The sequence below is a fragment of the Streptomyces sp. NPDC014995 genome (assembly GCF_043080745.1).
Classification (GTDB): Bacteria; Actinomycetota; Actinomycetes; order Streptomycetales; family Streptomycetaceae; genus Streptomyces.
In genome coordinates, this window is sequence record NZ_JBIBVX010000002.1 from 551,038 (window position 1) to 565,943 (window position 14,906).

13 protein-coding genes and 1 pseudogene are annotated in these 14,906 nt (G+C 71.0%); 8 read left to right on the plus strand and 6 right to left on the minus strand.

All coding sequences use genetic code 11. The features are described from left to right. Nucleotides 1-4 precede the first annotated feature (4 nt). Together dnaJ and ACF1A1_RS06955 are read left to right on the plus strand one after the other, a co-directional pair. The gene (dnaJ, locus tag ACF1A1_RS06950; RefSeq protein ID WP_391646190.1) at nucleotides 5-1,180 is read left to right on the plus strand and encodes a molecular chaperone DnaJ; all 1,176 of its coding nucleotides are present in this window, start codon (nucleotides 5-7) and stop codon (nucleotides 1,178-1,180) included. 5 nt (nucleotides 1,181-1,185) lie between these two features. After that, entirely contained in the window at nucleotides 1,186-1,638 is a 453-nt protein-coding gene (locus ACF1A1_RS06955) for a heat shock protein transcriptional repressor HspR (protein ID WP_391646192.1), read from the plus strand. A gap of 153 nt (nucleotides 1,639-1,791) precedes the next feature. Here ACF1A1_RS06955 and ACF1A1_RS06960 read toward each other — a convergent pair. From ACF1A1_RS06960 to ACF1A1_RS06970, 3 genes and pseudogenes are all read right to left on the minus strand, one after another. Next, nucleotides 1,792-2,268, minus strand: a pseudogene (locus ACF1A1_RS06960) (PA14 domain-containing protein); the annotation flags it as partial. A 106-nt stretch (nucleotides 2,269-2,374) separates the two neighbouring features. Continuing rightward, complete coding sequence (locus tag ACF1A1_RS06965) at nucleotides 2,375-3,019, minus strand: hypothetical protein (RefSeq protein ID WP_391646194.1); 645 nt, start codon at nucleotides 3,017-3,019, stop codon at nucleotides 2,375-2,377. Between the two features lie 153 nt (nucleotides 3,020-3,172). After that, nucleotides 3,173-5,134: a fibronectin type III domain-containing protein gene (locus ACF1A1_RS06970; protein ID WP_391646196.1), complete on the minus strand. Its 1,962-nt coding sequence runs from the start codon at nucleotides 5,132-5,134 to the stop codon at nucleotides 3,173-3,175. Nucleotides 5,135-5,454: 320 nt separating this feature from the next. Here ACF1A1_RS06970 and ACF1A1_RS06975 point away from each other — a divergent pair, with 320 nt between their 5' ends. Together ACF1A1_RS06975 and ACF1A1_RS06980 are read left to right on the plus strand one after the other, a co-directional pair. Continuing rightward, the gene (locus tag ACF1A1_RS06975) at nucleotides 5,455-6,567 is read left to right on the plus strand and encodes a sugar ABC transporter substrate-binding protein (protein ID WP_391646198.1); all 1,113 of its coding nucleotides are present in this window, start codon (nucleotides 5,455-5,457) and stop codon (nucleotides 6,565-6,567) included. A 258-nt stretch (nucleotides 6,568-6,825) separates the two neighbouring features. Next, nucleotides 6,826-7,863: a LuxR C-terminal-related transcriptional regulator gene (locus ACF1A1_RS06980; RefSeq protein ID WP_391646200.1), complete on the plus strand. Its 1,038-nt coding sequence runs from the start codon at nucleotides 6,826-6,828 to the stop codon at nucleotides 7,861-7,863. Here ACF1A1_RS06980 and ACF1A1_RS06985 read toward each other — a convergent pair. Beyond that, a complete protein-coding gene (locus ACF1A1_RS06985) occupies nucleotides 7,826-8,809 on the minus strand; it encodes a LuxR C-terminal-related transcriptional regulator (protein WP_391646202.1) in 984 nt (327 codons plus the stop codon). The genes ACF1A1_RS06980 and ACF1A1_RS06985 overlap by 38 nt on opposite strands. 144 nt (nucleotides 8,810-8,953) lie before the next feature. Further along, entirely contained in the window at nucleotides 8,954-9,967 is a 1,014-nt protein-coding gene (locus ACF1A1_RS06990) for a helix-turn-helix transcriptional regulator (protein WP_391646204.1), read from the minus strand. Nucleotides 9,968-10,053: 86 nt separating this feature from the next. On the opposite strand from ACF1A1_RS06990, the gene ACF1A1_RS06995 reads away from it, so the two are divergent. Next, on the plus strand, nucleotides 10,054-10,257 hold the full coding sequence (locus ACF1A1_RS06995; protein ID WP_391646206.1) for a hypothetical protein: 204 nt from the start codon (nucleotides 10,054-10,056) through the stop codon (nucleotides 10,255-10,257). Between the two features lie 5 nt (nucleotides 10,258-10,262). After that, nucleotides 10,263-10,601: a hypothetical protein gene (locus tag ACF1A1_RS07000; protein ID WP_391646208.1), complete on the plus strand. Its 339-nt coding sequence runs from the start codon at nucleotides 10,263-10,265 to the stop codon at nucleotides 10,599-10,601. 375 nt (nucleotides 10,602-10,976) lie between these two features. Here the strand turns inward: ACF1A1_RS07000 and ACF1A1_RS07005 are convergent, their stop codons facing one another. Then, on the minus strand, nucleotides 10,977-11,390 hold the full coding sequence (locus ACF1A1_RS07005) for a pyridoxamine 5'-phosphate oxidase family protein (protein WP_391646210.1): 414 nt from the start codon (nucleotides 11,388-11,390) through the stop codon (nucleotides 10,977-10,979). Between the two features lie 115 nt (nucleotides 11,391-11,505). On the opposite strand from ACF1A1_RS07005, the gene clpB reads away from it, so the two are divergent. Then, nucleotides 11,506-14,121 carry an ATP-dependent chaperone ClpB gene (gene clpB / locus ACF1A1_RS07010; protein ID WP_391646212.1) on the plus strand — a complete coding sequence of 872 codons (2,616 nt, stop codon included), beginning with the start codon at nucleotides 11,506-11,508 and terminating at the stop codon, nucleotides 14,119-14,121. A 247-nt stretch (nucleotides 14,122-14,368) separates the two neighbouring features. Continuing rightward, nucleotides 14,369-14,902: a YbjN domain-containing protein gene (locus tag ACF1A1_RS07015; protein ID WP_391646214.1), complete on the plus strand. Its 534-nt coding sequence runs from the start codon at nucleotides 14,369-14,371 to the stop codon at nucleotides 14,900-14,902. Nucleotides 14,903-14,906 lie beyond the last annotated feature (4 nt).

Here is a 14,906-nt window from a genome sequence, read left to right on the forward strand (position 1 = left end):
GAGGATGAGCACCAAGGACTTCATCGAGAAGGACTACTACAAGGTCCTCGGCGTCCCGAAGGACGCCACCGAGGCCGAGATCAAGAAGGCGTACCGGAAGCTCGCCCGCGAGTACCACCCGGACGCCAACAAGGGCAACGCCAAGGCCGAGGAGCGCTTCAAGGAGATCTCCGAGGCGAACGACGTGCTCGGCGACCCCAAGAAGCGCAAGGAGTACGACGAGGCACGCGCCCTCTTCGGCAACGGCGGCTTCCGCCCGGGGCCGGGCGCGGGCGGCGGCTCCTTCAACTTCGACCTGGGCGACCTCTTCGGAGGCGCCCAGGGCGGCGGGGGAGCCGGCGGCTTCGGCGGCGGACTCGGTGACGTCTTCGGGGGCCTGTTCAACCGCGGCGGCACCACGGGCACCCGCACCCAGCCCCGGCGCGGCCAGGACATCGAGTCCGAGGTCACGCTGAGCTTCACGGAGGCCATAGAGGGCGCGACGGTTCCGCTGCGCATGTCCTCGCAGTCCCCGTGCAAGGCCTGCTCGGGCACCGGCGACAAGAACGGCACACCGCGCGTGTGCCCCACCTGCGTCGGCACCGGCCAGGTGGCGCGGGGCTCCGGCGGGGGCTTCTCGCTCACCGACCCCTGCCCGGACTGCAAGGGCCGCGGTCTGATCGCCGAGCACCCCTGCCTGGAGTGCAAGGGCAGCGGCCGGGCCAAGTCCTCCCGCACCATGCAGGTCCGCATCCCCGCGGGTGTCACCGACGGGCAGCGGATCCGGCTGCGCGGCAAGGGCGCCCCCGGCGAGCGCGGCGGCCCGGCCGGCGACCTGTACGTCGTCGTCCACGTCGGCGCGCACCCGGTCTTCGGCCGCAAGGACGACAACCTCACGGTCACCGTGCCCGTCACCTTCGCGGAGGCGGCCCTCGGCGGCGAGGTCCGCGTCCCCACCCTCGGCGGCCCGGCCCTGACGCTGAAGCTGCCGCCCGGCACCCCCAACGGGCGCACCATGCGCGCGCGGGGCAAGGGCGCGGTCCGCAAGGACGGCACCCGCGGCGATCTGCTGGTCACCGTCGAGGTGAGTGTTCCGAAGGACCTGTCGGGGAAGGCTCGTGAAGCGCTGGAGGCGTATCGCGAGGCGACCGCGGGTGAGGACCCGCGGGCGGAGCTGTTCGAGGCCGCGAAGGGAGCTTGATGGTGATGGACGGCCGTCGACGTAACCCGTATGAACTGACCGAGGAGACCCCGGTCTACGTCATCTCGGTGGCGGCCCAGCTCTCAGGCCTGCACCCGCAGACGCTGCGTCAGTACGACCGCCTGGGCCTGGTGTCCCCGGACCGCACCGCGGGACGGGGCCGGCGCTACTCGGCCCGCGACATCGAACTGCTGCGCACCGTCCAGCAGTTGTCGCAGGACGAGGGCATCAACCTCGCCGGCATCAAGCGGATCATCGAACTGGAGAACCAGGTCGCCGCGCTCCAGTCCCGCGTCGTGGAACTGGAGGCGGCCCTGGACGGCGCGGCGGCGGCGATGCAGCAGCGCGAGGCCGCCGTGCACGCCTCCTACCGGCGCGACCTGGTGCCGTACCAGGAGGTGCAGCAGACCAGCGCGCTGGTGGTGTGGCGGCCCAAGCGCCAGCAGGCGTCGGACTGACGTCGCGGCAAGGTGATCGAGGAGCCCGGAGGCCGAGTCCTCCGGGCTTCTTCGCGTTGTCCGGGCCGGCGCGTCGGCGCCGGTGCCTCAGAGCAGGTCCGGGCGGATGAGCCAGGGATGGCGGATGGGCTCGCCCGGGGTGATGTCCAGCTCGGTGAAGGCGACGTTGGCGGCGCCGGTCCGGTTGACGTAGTCCACGCGGAGGGTGTGCCGGCCCTTGGGGACGGTGAGGTTGACGGTCCGCGAGACGGTCGAGGAGACGTTCTTCCAGAGGTCGATCCTGCAGGTGCCGTCGAGGTGGACGCGGATGCCGTCCTGGGCCCGGGCGGTGAGGGCGAAGGGGCCGCCGGAGCCGAAGTCACGGGTCACCGTCCAGCGGACACCGAAGTAGTTCGACGGCACGCCGGAGGCCGGGGATCCGGTGCCCCAGTTCTCGCTGATCGCGGCGTCGCAGCCGGTCTGCTTCGGCGTACCGGAGAACGTGGTGTTCGCGAAGATCTGCCGCGTGTGGACGGGCGAGACACAGCCGGCGGCGGAGGCCGGCGCGGCCGTGACGGCGCTCAGGCCGCCGGCGGTGGCGAGCACGACCGCGGTCGCTGCCGTGGCGGTCGTGCGTCTGGCTCGGTTCATTCGGTCCTTCGGCCGTGTCCGGCGACGGCGAAGATCAGCCGTCGCCGAACAGGACTGGTCAGGACGGTCATGGGTTGTACGCCACGGGGGCGGCGCCGGGTCCGGATCAGCTGGGCCAGTAGTCGCTCAGGACGCAGCCGTCGACGAGGGCCGGCTCCGTCCGGTAGCCGCTCGGCGGTGCGAAGTCCGGGTCGCAGCTGAGGAAGACGAGTTCGGAGTTCGACAGGGCCTCGACCTGTTCGTCGCCGACCGGGACGACCGCGATGTTCTCCCCGATGGCGAACTCGTCGCCGCTCGCCTTGGCCGCGGTCTGGAACTTCGTCATGTCCGACACGGTCAGCAGGGCTATGGGGTACGTGAAGTCCTTGCAGACGGCGCGTTCCTGGACGCCCCAGGAGGGGTCCGCCGCCTCCTCCGAGCCCCAGGCGGTGTCCGAGCCGTCGTGGTTCGCGTCGTACTCGTCGCCCGTCCGCACCTCCTTGCAGGAGGTGTAGAGGTCGACGTACCGCGCGAGGGTGGCGGTGTCCGAGGCCTCGGGGAGCGCGCCGCCGAAGCCCTGCTCGGTGGTGCCGCCGCCTGCCGTGTCTCCGCCCGCGGTGTCACCGTCGGCCGGGGCGGTGGTGCGGGCCCGGTCCGGGGTGGCGGCGGCCTTGTCGGTGCCGGCCGCCCCGTCGCCGTCGTCCTCGCACCCCACCACCGCTGTCAACGCGACCAGGGTGACGCCGACCGTGAGTGCTCGCTTGATGCGCATGCTGTCCGTTCTCCGCAGGGAAGTGATCGGCTCGACCCTACCGACGCACGGGAAAGGGCCCGGAGGACGAATCCCCCGGGCCCAGAAGGGCGGTGACGGGCCATCAGGCGCGCGACGGCGGCGGGCGCCCGGCCCTCTTCGCGGGGCCGGCCGTCACGTCCCCGGGGTCGCCGAGACCTCCGGGGACAGTTCCGACTCCAGGCCGGCCGCGTTGACCGTGGTGACGGCGTAGTAGTACGTCGTGCCGTTGGCCAGACCGGTGTCGGTGTGGTCGGACGCCGTGGTGGAGAAGACCGCCTCGGCGTTCTCCTTGGTGACGCCCGCGGTGGTCGAGCGGTAGACGCGGTAACCGGTGATGCGGGACTCGCCCGGGAGGTCCGGCGCGGTCCCCCAGGTCAGCCGCACCTGTCCGTCGCCGGCCGTGACCTCGTCCACCTGTGTGGGCTGGGGCGGCGGCGTCGCGCTCACCGACGGCAGGACCGCGCTCGAGGCGGCCGAGCGGACGCCGTAGCCGGCCGAGGTGGCGACGACGGCGTAGTAGTAGTCGCGTTCGGTGTCGGAGACCGTGGCCTGGTACTGGGACAGGGCGCCGTCGATGGAGGCGTACGGCATCGCCGCCTCGGACGTGTCCACGGTGGCCGAGCGGGAACGGTAGACGAGGTAACCGCCGACCCGGACGTAGCCGTCCTGGGCCCAGTCGAGGATGAGCTGGTCACCGACGATCTTGGCGGAACTCCAGGTGGGGGTGGCGGGGGCGCTGTTCTGGTCGACCGTGCGGGTGGCGGTCGTCTCCTGCGCCGCCGACTCGTTGCCGGCGGAGTCCACGGCGGTCACGAAGTACTTGTACGGGCGGCCCGGTTCACCCGTGGTGTCCCGGTAGGTGAGCGTGGCGGTCGTACCGATCCTGGTCCGGCCGCCGGTGTTGGTGGCCGAGCGGTGGACCACGTAACCGGCCGCGTCCGAGCCGCCGCTCAGCCAGGTCAGCGTCACCCCGCCCTCGTCCTGGACGACGGTCTTCAGGTCCCGCACGGCGCCGGGCGCCACGGTGTCGCGCGTGGCGACGACGGCCTTCGAGTACGGCGACGGGTTGCCCGACGCGTCCAGCGCCCGCACCTTGTAGAAGACGGGCACGTCGGCCGGGGCGGTCGCGTCGGCGTACGACGTGGCGTGGGCGACCTGGGCGATGCGCGTGTAGAGGCCGTCCACGGTGTCGGCGCGGGCCACCTCGTACCGGGTCGCGGTCGGCACGGCCGACCAGAACAGGGTGTTGGCCGTGCTGGTGGAGGCGGCGGTGATGCCGGTGGGGGCGGCGGGGGCGACGCGGTCGTCGCTGGTGATGCCCCGGTCGGCCGAGCCGGGCGAGACGTTGCCCGCCTTGTCGTAGGCGCGGATCTCGTAGAAGTAGGTCCGGCCGTCCGTCGGAGGGGCGTCGGTGTGGGTGGTGGACGTCGTGGTGGTGAGCTTCGTCCACGTGGAGGAGCCGGCCACGCGCCGGTAGACGCGGTACCCGGCCAGGTCCATCTCCTTGTTCTTCGCCCACGCGAGCCGGGCCCGGTTGGTGGCGGGCTCGTAGATGGCCCCCACCTCGGCCGGGGCGAGCGGCCCGACCTTGTCGACGGTCGCCGACGTACGGGGCGCGTAGGCGAACTTGACGTTCGCCCTGCCGGTCCAGTTCACGTAGTCGATCCGCAGGGTGTGCCTGCCGGCGGGAAGGGTGAGGTTGAGCGTCTTGGAGACCGTGGAGGAGACGTTTCGCCACAGGTCGATCCTGCGGACGCCGTCGACGTAGACCCGGATGCCGTCCTGCGTGGAGGCGGTGAGGGCGAAGGGGCCGCCGGAGCCGAAGTCCCTCGTCACCGTCCAGCGGACGCCGAAGTTGTTGGACGGCAGCCCGGCGGCCGGGGCGCCCGTGCCCCAGTTCTGGTCGATCGCGGAGTCGCAGTCGGTCCGCTTCGGGGCGCCGGAGAGGGTGGTGTTGGCGAACATCTGCCGCTGGTAGACCGGCGAGACGCAACTCGCCGCGGCCGAGGCGGAGGTGGCGGCCAGGGTGACCGTGGTGAGCAGACCGCCGGTCGTGGCGAGCACGACGGCCGTCGCGAGGCTGGCTGGGTTCATACGGTTCATACGGTCCATGCGGTCCTCTGCTCGGGTCGGGACGGCGACGGGCCGTCGAGAGGTCGACTCGCGAGCAACCGGGTTGGTTGTGCGTTTCTTCGGCCTCTCGTGAACTCCGGTCGGGTGGAGGGTCTGTAAAGGCTGTCGGGAGAGGTTTCCGTGCCGTCTCCATGCGTCTTCACGCGCTAAGCGGAGTGTGATGTTGTTACTTCGTTAAGTGGTTCCGCTTGACGTCGGCGGGCGCCGAAGCGTTGTCTTTTCAGACACCTGGGTCAACATGTCGCACCCATGTCCGGAACGCACCTGAAGTGAGCCCCCGAATGCGTCGTCGTATCGCCATGGCCGTGGTCGCCTCCACGCTGTCCCTTCCGCTTGCCGGATGCGGGATGCTGAGCGCGACGGAGGACGCCGGCGAAGCGACGCCGACCAAGACCACCGACATCACCGTCGGGGTGCTGATGCCGGAGAAGACGAACACCCGGTACGAGGAGTTCGACTACCCCATCATCCGGGACAAGATCGCCTCGCTCACCCAGAACAAGGGCAGGACCGAGTACGCCAACGCGGCCTCCGACCCGGACACCCAGGTGACCCAGATGGAGCGGATGATCGACGACAAGGTCGACATCATCCTGCTGGACGCCGTCGACGCGCACGCCATCGCGGGCACCGTGAAGAAGGCCAAGGACGCGGGCATCCCGGTCATCGCCTACGACCGCCTCGCCGAGGGCCCGATCGACGCGTACGTCTCCTTCGACAACGAGCTGGTCGGCCAGGTGCAGGGCCGCACCCTGGTGGAGGCCCTGGGCGCGGCCGACCCCTCCGACAAGATCGTCATGATGAACGGCTCGCCGACCGACCCGAACGCCAAGCAGTTCAAGGACGGCGCGCTGTCCGAGCTGAAGGACCGGGTGACCATCTCCGCGTCCTACGACACCAAGGCGTGGAGCCCGGAGGCCGCCCAGGCCAACATGACCGAGGCGATCAACAAGATCGGCAAGAACAACATCGCGGGGGTCTACTCCGCCAACGACGCCATGGCCGGCGGCATCATCAAGGCCCTGGAGGCCGCGGGCATCAGCGGCGGCGAGCTGCCCCCGATCACCGGCCAGGACGCGGAGCTGCAGGCGGTGCAGCGGATCGTCAACGGCGAGCAGTACATGAGCGTGTACAAGCCCTACCCCCAGATGGCGGAGGCCGCCGCCGAGATGGCCGTCGCCAAGGTCCAGGGCCGTGACATCCAGTTCGACGCCCTCACCCGCGACTCGGTCGACAGCCCCACCGACAAGGACATCCCGGCCCAGCTGGTCCCCGTGGTCGCCCTGACGAAGAGCAACATCGAGGGCACCGTCGTCGCGGACGGCATCTACAAGGTGTCCGACATCTGCACCGCCAAGTTCGAGACGGACTGCAAGGCGATCGGCCTGAAGTGACCCGGCGTCCGGCAGGCCGGACGCCGACGGGAGGGGGTACGCGACACCGCGTACCCCCTCCTTCGTGCCGACCGCCCCGCCGCGGGTCCCGGCCGGCCACCGTCAGCTTGTTGCAGTGCGGGGGGCGGAGGCCGGGAGATATCCATACGTACCGGTGGTTTTCCGCGGTGCCGGCGGACGGAGCCGTGTTGCGGAGCCGGTCCGGGGCCGCGCATAGTTGCGCTGCGGAAGACGCGGACAGCGGGGGTGGGATGGGCGATGGCCGGGCACGGGACGGAGGAGCATCCTCACGGTGCTGACCGACTGTGCGAGGCCGGGGATCGCGTGTATTCCCGGGCCGTACGGCGGGGCCGTGTGCCGCGCCGGGACGCCGAGCCGGTTCCCTGCCTGCTGGAGCTGGCCCTGCTCCACCCGGACCCCGACGACATGGACTGGCTGGTGCCGACCTCCCCGCAGGAGGTCATGACCCGGCTGCTGCACGGACTGTACGACGAGGTCAGCGCGAGCCGGCGGCGGATGGGTTCGGCGGTGGCCGCCTTCGAGTGGTACGCGGGCCTGGGCGGGCCGGCGCCCGTCCCGGCGGCCGGGGAGGGCGCGGCGATCCGCGTCCTGGACGGTGCCTCCCGCATCCAGGCGGCCCTGGACCAGGCGACGGAGGCGTGTACGACGGAGGTGCTGACGGTCCAGCCGGGCGGCATCCGGCGTGAGCACGAGCTGTCCGAGGGGCTGCACCGGGCGCTGGCGCTGCGCGGGCGGGGCGTGCGGATGCGGGACCTGTACAACCATGTGGCCCGGCACGGCCAGGGACTGCTCAACTACCTGGAGCTGATGGGCGACGCGGTCGAGGCGCGGACCCTGGACGAGGTCATCGACCGGCTGATGCTCTTCGACCGCACGGTCGCCTTCATCCCCGCGAACGCCGACCGCACGATGGCGCTGGAGCTGCGGCACCCGGCCCTGATCTCCTACCTGGTCACCGTCTTCGAACGCCTGTGGCAGCTGGCGATCCCGCTGACCGCGCCGCTGCCCGACCCCCGTATCGAGGGCATCTCGCACCGGGAGCAGTCCATCGCGGCGCTGCTGGCGGAGGGCCACCAGGACGCGGTGATCGCGGAACGCCTGGGCATCAGCGTCCGTACCTGCCGGGCGCACATCGCCCGTCTGTCGGAGACGCTCGGCGCGGCCAGCCGCACGCAGCTGGGGGTGCGGATCGCCCAGGCGGGTCTGGACGGGCCCCTTCCCGGGGCGGCCGCTCCGGTCATCGTTCCCGGTCCAGGATCCCCGACCGTCCGATGAGATAGCCGAGTTGGGCACGGCTCTCACTGCCCAGGGTGGCGGCCAGTTTGGCGATGTGGACGCGGGCGGTGCGCACGTTCATGCCGAGGCGGTCGGCGATGACGGTGTCGGTGTGGCCCTCGACGAGGAGGGCGGCGATCGCGCGCTGGCGGGGGGTGACGCCGTCGAGGCTGGGCCGGCGGACGGTCTCCGGGTGCATCGGTGTCGCCAGGCGCCAGAGCCGCTCGAAGGTGGTGGCGAAGTAGTCGATGAGGGCGGGGTGGCGGACCTCCAGGGCCAGGGTGCGGTCCTTGCTGGCCGGTACGAAGGCGACCGTGCGGTCGACGATGACGAGACGCTCGGTGATCTCGTCGAGGGTGCGGGCCTCCACGTCGCCCCGCAGCCGCTCGTAGCGGGCCTGGACCGTGGGGATGTGCCGCGTGGTGTGCTGGTAGAGGGTGCGGATCCGGCCGCCGCGGTCGAGGAAGGCCTGGTCGCGGTCGAGGGCCTCGGCGTGGGCCTCGGGCGGCGGGCCCACATGGCCGGCATGGGGCTGGATGGTGAGCAGCTCGCCGCAGGCCTCGGTCATGGTCCGCGTGATGACCCGGTTGATCCGGCCGAGCCCGCTGATCAGGCGGAGTTCGGAGGCGTCCGCCGGGCCGGCGCCCGGTACGGCGAGCGCCAGGAGCGGCTCGAACGCCTCCGCCAGCCGGGTCTCCTCGCGGCGGCGGCGGGCGATGTCGTCGGCGATGGAGCGCAGCAGCCGGGGCAGGGCGACGGCCGCGGCCAGGGGGCGCAGCCGGTGGTGGTCGTCGTGGTCCGGCCGCAGGAGCCCGGTGTCGACCAGGCAGGGGTACGACTCCGCCTCCCGCGCCGGGACGTGTCCCGACCGCAGGGCGCGCGCATAGAGCTCCAGGGCCGCCTCGCAGGGCTCCTCCGGTCCATGGTCGTGCGCTACGGCAGTCACGCGTGGCCCTCTCCTCGCGGGTTCGGTGCTCCTGGTCCCGTACTTCCGGTCCAGTGCTCCCGGTCCAGTGCTCCCGGTCCAGTGTTCCGGTCCAGTGCTTCCGGTTCAGTGTGAGGGCCGGTGGGCACGGTTCGGTCCGGGAACTCAGTGCTGCCGTTCCAGAATTCCCGACTGGGCGATGAGATAGCCGAGTTGGGCGCGGCTGCCGCTGCCCAGGGCGGTGGCGAGCTTGGCTATGTGGGCCCGGCAGGTGCGTACGTTCATCCCCAGCCGGCGGGCTATGGCCTCGTCGACGTGGCCCTCGACGAGGAGCTTGGCGATGGAGTGCTGGATGTCGGTGATGCCGTCCGGGTCGGTCTCGTACGGGGTGCCCGCTCTCAGCGGCACCGCGCGCCCCCACATGAACTCGAAGACCTTGGTCAGGTAGCGGACCAGGCCCGGGTGCCGCAGTTCGAGGGCCACCTGCCGGTCCTCGCGGATGGGGATGAAGGCGACGGCGTCGTCGCAGATGACGAGGCGCTCGACGAGCTCGTCGATGGTGCGGTACTCGACCTTGCCGTCGGTGAACTGGTCCACGTAGGCCAGCCGGTCGGGGCTGTAGCGGGCCGTGTGCTGGTAGAGGGTGCGGATCCGCACTCCGCGCTCGATCAGCGGCTTGTCGCGCTCCAGCGCCTCCAGGAGGCGGTTCTCGGGGCTGCGGCGGCCGCCGGGCTGGACGGTGAGCATCTCGGTGCGGCACTGGGCGGTCGCGAGGTCGAGCGACGCGTTGATGCGGTCCAGGCCCTCGAGCACCGTGATGGAGTGGGTGGGGGCGGTCTCCTGGGCGGTGAGGGCCATGAAGGGCTCGAAGACCTCGGTGAGCGCGATCGACATCCGCCGGCTCTCGGTGATCTCGCGCTCTATGGGGTGCAGCCGCTGGGCGAGGGCGACGGAGGGGGGAACCGGACGCAGCCAGTTGGCGTCGTCGGGGTCGGGGTGGAGGAGGGCGAACTCCATCAGGCAGGGAGCGGGCTCGACATCCGCCCGCTGGATGCGACCGGTGCGCAGGGCGTTCGCATAGAGGCGGCTTCCCTCCTCACACAGCTCGGTCACCGCATGGGGATGTGTCGCCTTCGTCCCATTTGTTGCCAAATCTCCACCCCCCAGGGTCCTGAACATGCAGGAACATGATGCACCGATCGTGTGGCCATGACGTGCCTGAATGAGCCATCGTCTTACTCGACGGGGGAAGAGGGGACCTTCAAGTGAGGACGAAGCCGACTATGCGTAAGAGAATGCTTCGCTCGGTGCTTGTCGCCGCCTTCTCCGCCGTTGTGGCCGTCGGAACACTGATCGGCCTCTCCGAAGCGAAGAGCGACGCGCACGGGACGGGTGGTGCTCAGGCCGTGGTCGCCGCGGTCGTCATCGAGGAAACGCCGGCCGTCCCCCTTGACAGCAGGTGGGACTGATCGTGATGACCACGCCACCTGACGACCGCTCGTTCCGCCGCGAAATGGCCACCGCCTACCGCTCCGGCTGGCACTTCATCGACCTGGTCACCGCCATCCCCCACAGCGGTGACTCGTTGATGGTGACCGTCTTCGGAGAGCCGGTGGTCGTCACGCGGGACGAGGACGGGGACGTACGGGCCTACCGGTGTCTGCGACGGCCTCGGGGGGCGCCGCAGCCGGTCCGGTGCGCCATTCGCTACGGAATGATCTTCGTGAACCTCGACCAGCGCGACCACCAGCTGGCGGAGTCGGCGAGCCCGCCCGCCCCCAGGACCATTTCAGCCACCCCCCGCAGTGCCTGACGCGATTCCCCCGTCGTAACAGATCGCCTCAGGCGCTTCCCCCCGCAGCGGCGTCACCGTGACCTGAACACGGTGACGCCGCTGCAGTTTGTCGGGACATGTCGGGGTTCGGGGGTGAGCTGGGGCCTGCGCGGGGTGGCTGAAAAGGGGCTGGTGTGGATTCGGTCACGGGGTCGCGCGCCCGCCGGTCGCTCCGGCGGACTCGCCATCCGTCACTCGGCCCGCCGACCGCTCCGGGGGACGCGCCACCGGTCACCCCTGGCCCACCGGCCGCTCCGGCGACGCGCCACCGGTCACCCCTGGCCCACCGGCCGCTCCGGCGACGCGCCACCGGTCACCCCTGGCCCACCGGCCGCTCCGGCGACTCGTCACCCGTCACCCCCGGCCCATCGCCCGGGTCAGCTCGATCTCGATGACCACGCGGGTGGGGTTCGGGCGGGGGGCGTGGCCGTAGCGCTCCTCGTAGCGGCGCTCCGCCTCCGTGACGCGGTCGGGTTCCGTGCGGACGAAGGCGCGGCCCTCCAGGGTGGCCCAGCGGCGGCCGGCCACCTGACAGACGGCCACCCGGGCGCCTTCGGTGCCCGCGGCCAGGACGTTCCTGGTCTTTCTGCTGGCCTTGTCGGTGATCACCCGAGCCAGGCGGGCCTCCGGGTCGTATGTGACGCCGACCGGTACCACGTGCGGAGAGCCGTCCGGGCGTGGTGTGGTCAGGGTGCACAGGTGTCGTTCGCGCCAGAAGGCGAGGTACGGCGCGTCGGGAGCGCCCGGGTTCTGGGGGTATGCGGCCATGGTCGGAACTTAGTCGTCCGCCGACTCCCACGGATGCCTTGAGTGGAATAGACTCAACTTTGTGTACGTTGCTCGAGTCAGTGCTGACGGCTGACGCAAGGAGGAGACAGCGAACGTGGACGCCGAGCTGACAAACCGGAGCCGGGACGCGATCCAGGCGGCCGGCAACCGGGCCGTGTCCGAGGGACATCCCGATCTCACCCCAGCCCACCTGCTCCTCGCGCTGCTCCAGGGGCAGGACAACGAGAACATCGTCGATCTGCTCGCCGCCGTCGACGCCGACCAGGCCGCCGTGCGCGCCGGTGCGGAGCGGGTGCTCGGTTCGCTGCCCAGCGTGACCGGGTCCACCGTCGCGCCCCCGCAGCCCAACCGCGAGCTGCTCGCCGTGATCGCCGACGCGCAGGCGCGGGCCAAGGACCTGGGGGACGAGTACCTGTCGACCGAGCACCTGCTCATCGGGATCGCCGCCAAGGGCGGACAGGCCGGTGAGGTGCTCGGCCAGCAGGGGGCCACTGCCAGGAAGCTGGTCGACGCCTTCCGGAAGGCCCGCGGTGGACGGCGGGTGACCACCGCCGACCCGGAGGGGCAGTACAAGGCCCTGGAGAAGTTCGGCACCGACTTCACCGCCGCCGCGCGGGACGGGAAGCTCGACCCCGTCATCGGGCGGGACCAGGAGATCCGGCGGGTGGTGCAGGTGCTGAGCCGCCGTACCAAGAACAACCCCGTCCTGATCGGTGAGCCGGGCGTCGGCAAGACCGCCGTGGTGGAGGGGCTCGCGCAGCGGATCGTGAAGGGGGACGTGCCCGAGTCGCTCAAGGACAAGCGGCTCGTCGCGCTGGATCTCGGCGCGATGGTCGCCGGTGCCAAGTACCGGGGCGAGTTCGAGGAACGGCTGAAGACCGTCCTCGCCGAGATCAAGGACTCCGACGGGCAGATCATCACCTTCATCGACGAGCTGCACACGGTGGTGGGGGCCGGTGCCGGCGGGGACTCCGCCATGGACGCCGGCAACATGCTCAAGCCGATGCTCGCCCGCGGTGAGCTGCGCATGGTCGGCGCGACGACCCTCGACGAGTACCGCGAGCGGATCGAGAAGGACCCCGCCCTGGAGCGGCGCTTCCAGCAGGTGCTGGTCGCCGAGCCGACGGTCGAGGACAGCATCGCCATCCTGCGCGGCCTCAAGGGACGCTACGAGGCCCACCACAAGGTGCAGATCGCGGACAGCGCGCTGGTCGCGGCGGCCACCCTGTCCGACCGGTACATCACCTCCCGCTTCCTGCCCGACAAGGCCATCGACCTCGTCGACGAGGCCGCCTCCCGGCTGCGCATGGAGATCGACTCGTCCCCCGTCGAGATCGACGAACTCCAGCGTTCCGTCGACCGGTTGAAGATGGAGGAGCTGGCGCTCGCCAAGGAGACCGACCCGGCCTCCCGGGAGCGCCTGGAGAAGCTGCGCCGCGACCTCGCCGACAAGGAGGAGGAGCTGCGCGGCCTCAACGCCCGCTGGGAGAAGGAGAAGCAGTCCCTCAACCGGGTCGGCGAGCTGAAGGAGAAGCTCGACGACCTGCGCGGCCAGGCCGAACGGGCCCAGCGCGACGGCGACTTCGACACCGCCAGCAAGCTGCTGTACGGCGAGATCCCGGCCGTCGAGCGCGACCTGGAGGCCGCGTCCGAGGCCGAGGAGGAGGCCGCCAGGGACACCATGGTCAAGGAGGAGGTCGGCCCGGACGACATCGCCGACGTCGTCGCCTCCTGGACCGGGATCCCGGCCGGCCGCCTGCTGGAGGGCGAGACGCAGAAGCTGCTGCGCATGGAGGAGGAGCTGGGCCGGCGGCTCATCGGGCAGAGCGAGGCCGTCCGGGCCGTGTCGGACGCCGTACGGCGCTCGCGGGCCGGGATCGCCGACCCGGACCGCCCCACCGGGTCCTTCCTGTTCCTCGGACCGACCGGTGTCGGCAAGACCGAACTCGCCAAGGCGCTCGCCGACTTCCTCTTCGACGACGAGCGGGCGATGGTCCGTATCGACATGTCGGAGTACAGCGAGAAGCACAGCGTCGCCCGGCTGGTCGGCGCGCCCCCCGGTTACGTCGGCTACGAGGAGGGCGGCCAGCTGACGGAGGCGGTGCGGCGGCGGCCGTACAGCGTCGTACTCCTCGACGAGGTGGAGAAGGCGCACCCGGAGGTCTTCGACATCCTGCTCCAGGTGCTGGACGACGGTCGGCTGACCGACGGGCAGGGCCGTACGGTCGACTTCCGCAACACGATCCTGGTGCTGACCTCGAACCTGGGCAGCCAGTTCCTGGTGGATCCGGTCACCACCGAGGCGGAGAAGCGGGAGCAGGTCCTGGAGATCGTCCGGTCGTCCTTCAAGCCGGAGTTCCTCAACCGGCTCGACGACCTGGTCGTCTTCTCGGCCCTGACGAAGGACGAGCTGAGCCGGATCGCCCGCCTCCAGATCGACCGGCTCGCCAAGCGGCTGGCCGAGCGGCGCCTCACCCTGGAGATCACCGACGCGGCCCTGACCTGGCTCGCCGACGAGGGCATGGACCCGGCGTACGGCGCCCGCCCGCTGCGCCGCCTGGTCCAGACGGCCATCGGCGACCGGCTCGCCAAGGAGATCCTGGCCGGCGAGGTCAAGGACGGCGACACGGTCCGCGTGGACACCTTCGGCGACGGCCTGATCGTGGGCCCGGCGACGGCGGAGCCGGCGGCGGCGGGGAAGACGCTCTGACGAGGCTCTGACGACGTCCGGGACCCGCGGGTGGTGCGGCGGGGGGCGGTTCCCCGCCCCCCGCCGCCCCTTCGATCACCGGACCCCACCGCGAGGCCGACCGCCGTGCGGTGACGGCCTTCCTGGCCGCACCATGGAAGGGAACGGCCGGATCATGTCAGCCCACGGCTTACACGCCGAGCCGGGGTTGCCATCCCCCGCCCCCCCTGGGGGAGGATGGCGGGATCCGTACGAAGGGAAAATCACGGTGACCATCGACCCGTCCTCGATTCCGAACTTCGGGGGCCAGCCCGAGCCGCAGCCCCAGGGACCGGCGGGCCCCGTCGTTCCGGATCAGGACCTCGTGAAGCAGCTTCTCGACCAGATGGAGCTGAAGTACGTCGTCGACGACGAGGGTGACCTCGCGGCGCCGTGGGAGGAATTCCGTACGTACTTCATGTTCCGCGGCGAGGGCGACCAGGCGGTCTACTCGGTACGGACGTTCTACGACCGGCCCCACCAGCTCGAGGACAAGGCGCAGCTGCTGGAGTCCGTCGACGACTGGAACCGCCGCACCCTGTGGCCCAAGGTCTACACGCACACCCACGACGACGGCACCGTCCGCCTCATCGGCGAGGCGCAGATGCTGATCGGCGCCGGCGTCAACATCGAGCTCTTCGTCTCCTCGACGGTGAGCTGGGTCCGTGCCGCCATCGAGTTCGACAAGTGGCTCGTGGAGCAGCTGGGCCTGGAGAAGGAGGTCAACGACGCGGACAAGCCCGAGGAGGGCGACGACGCGTAACGCC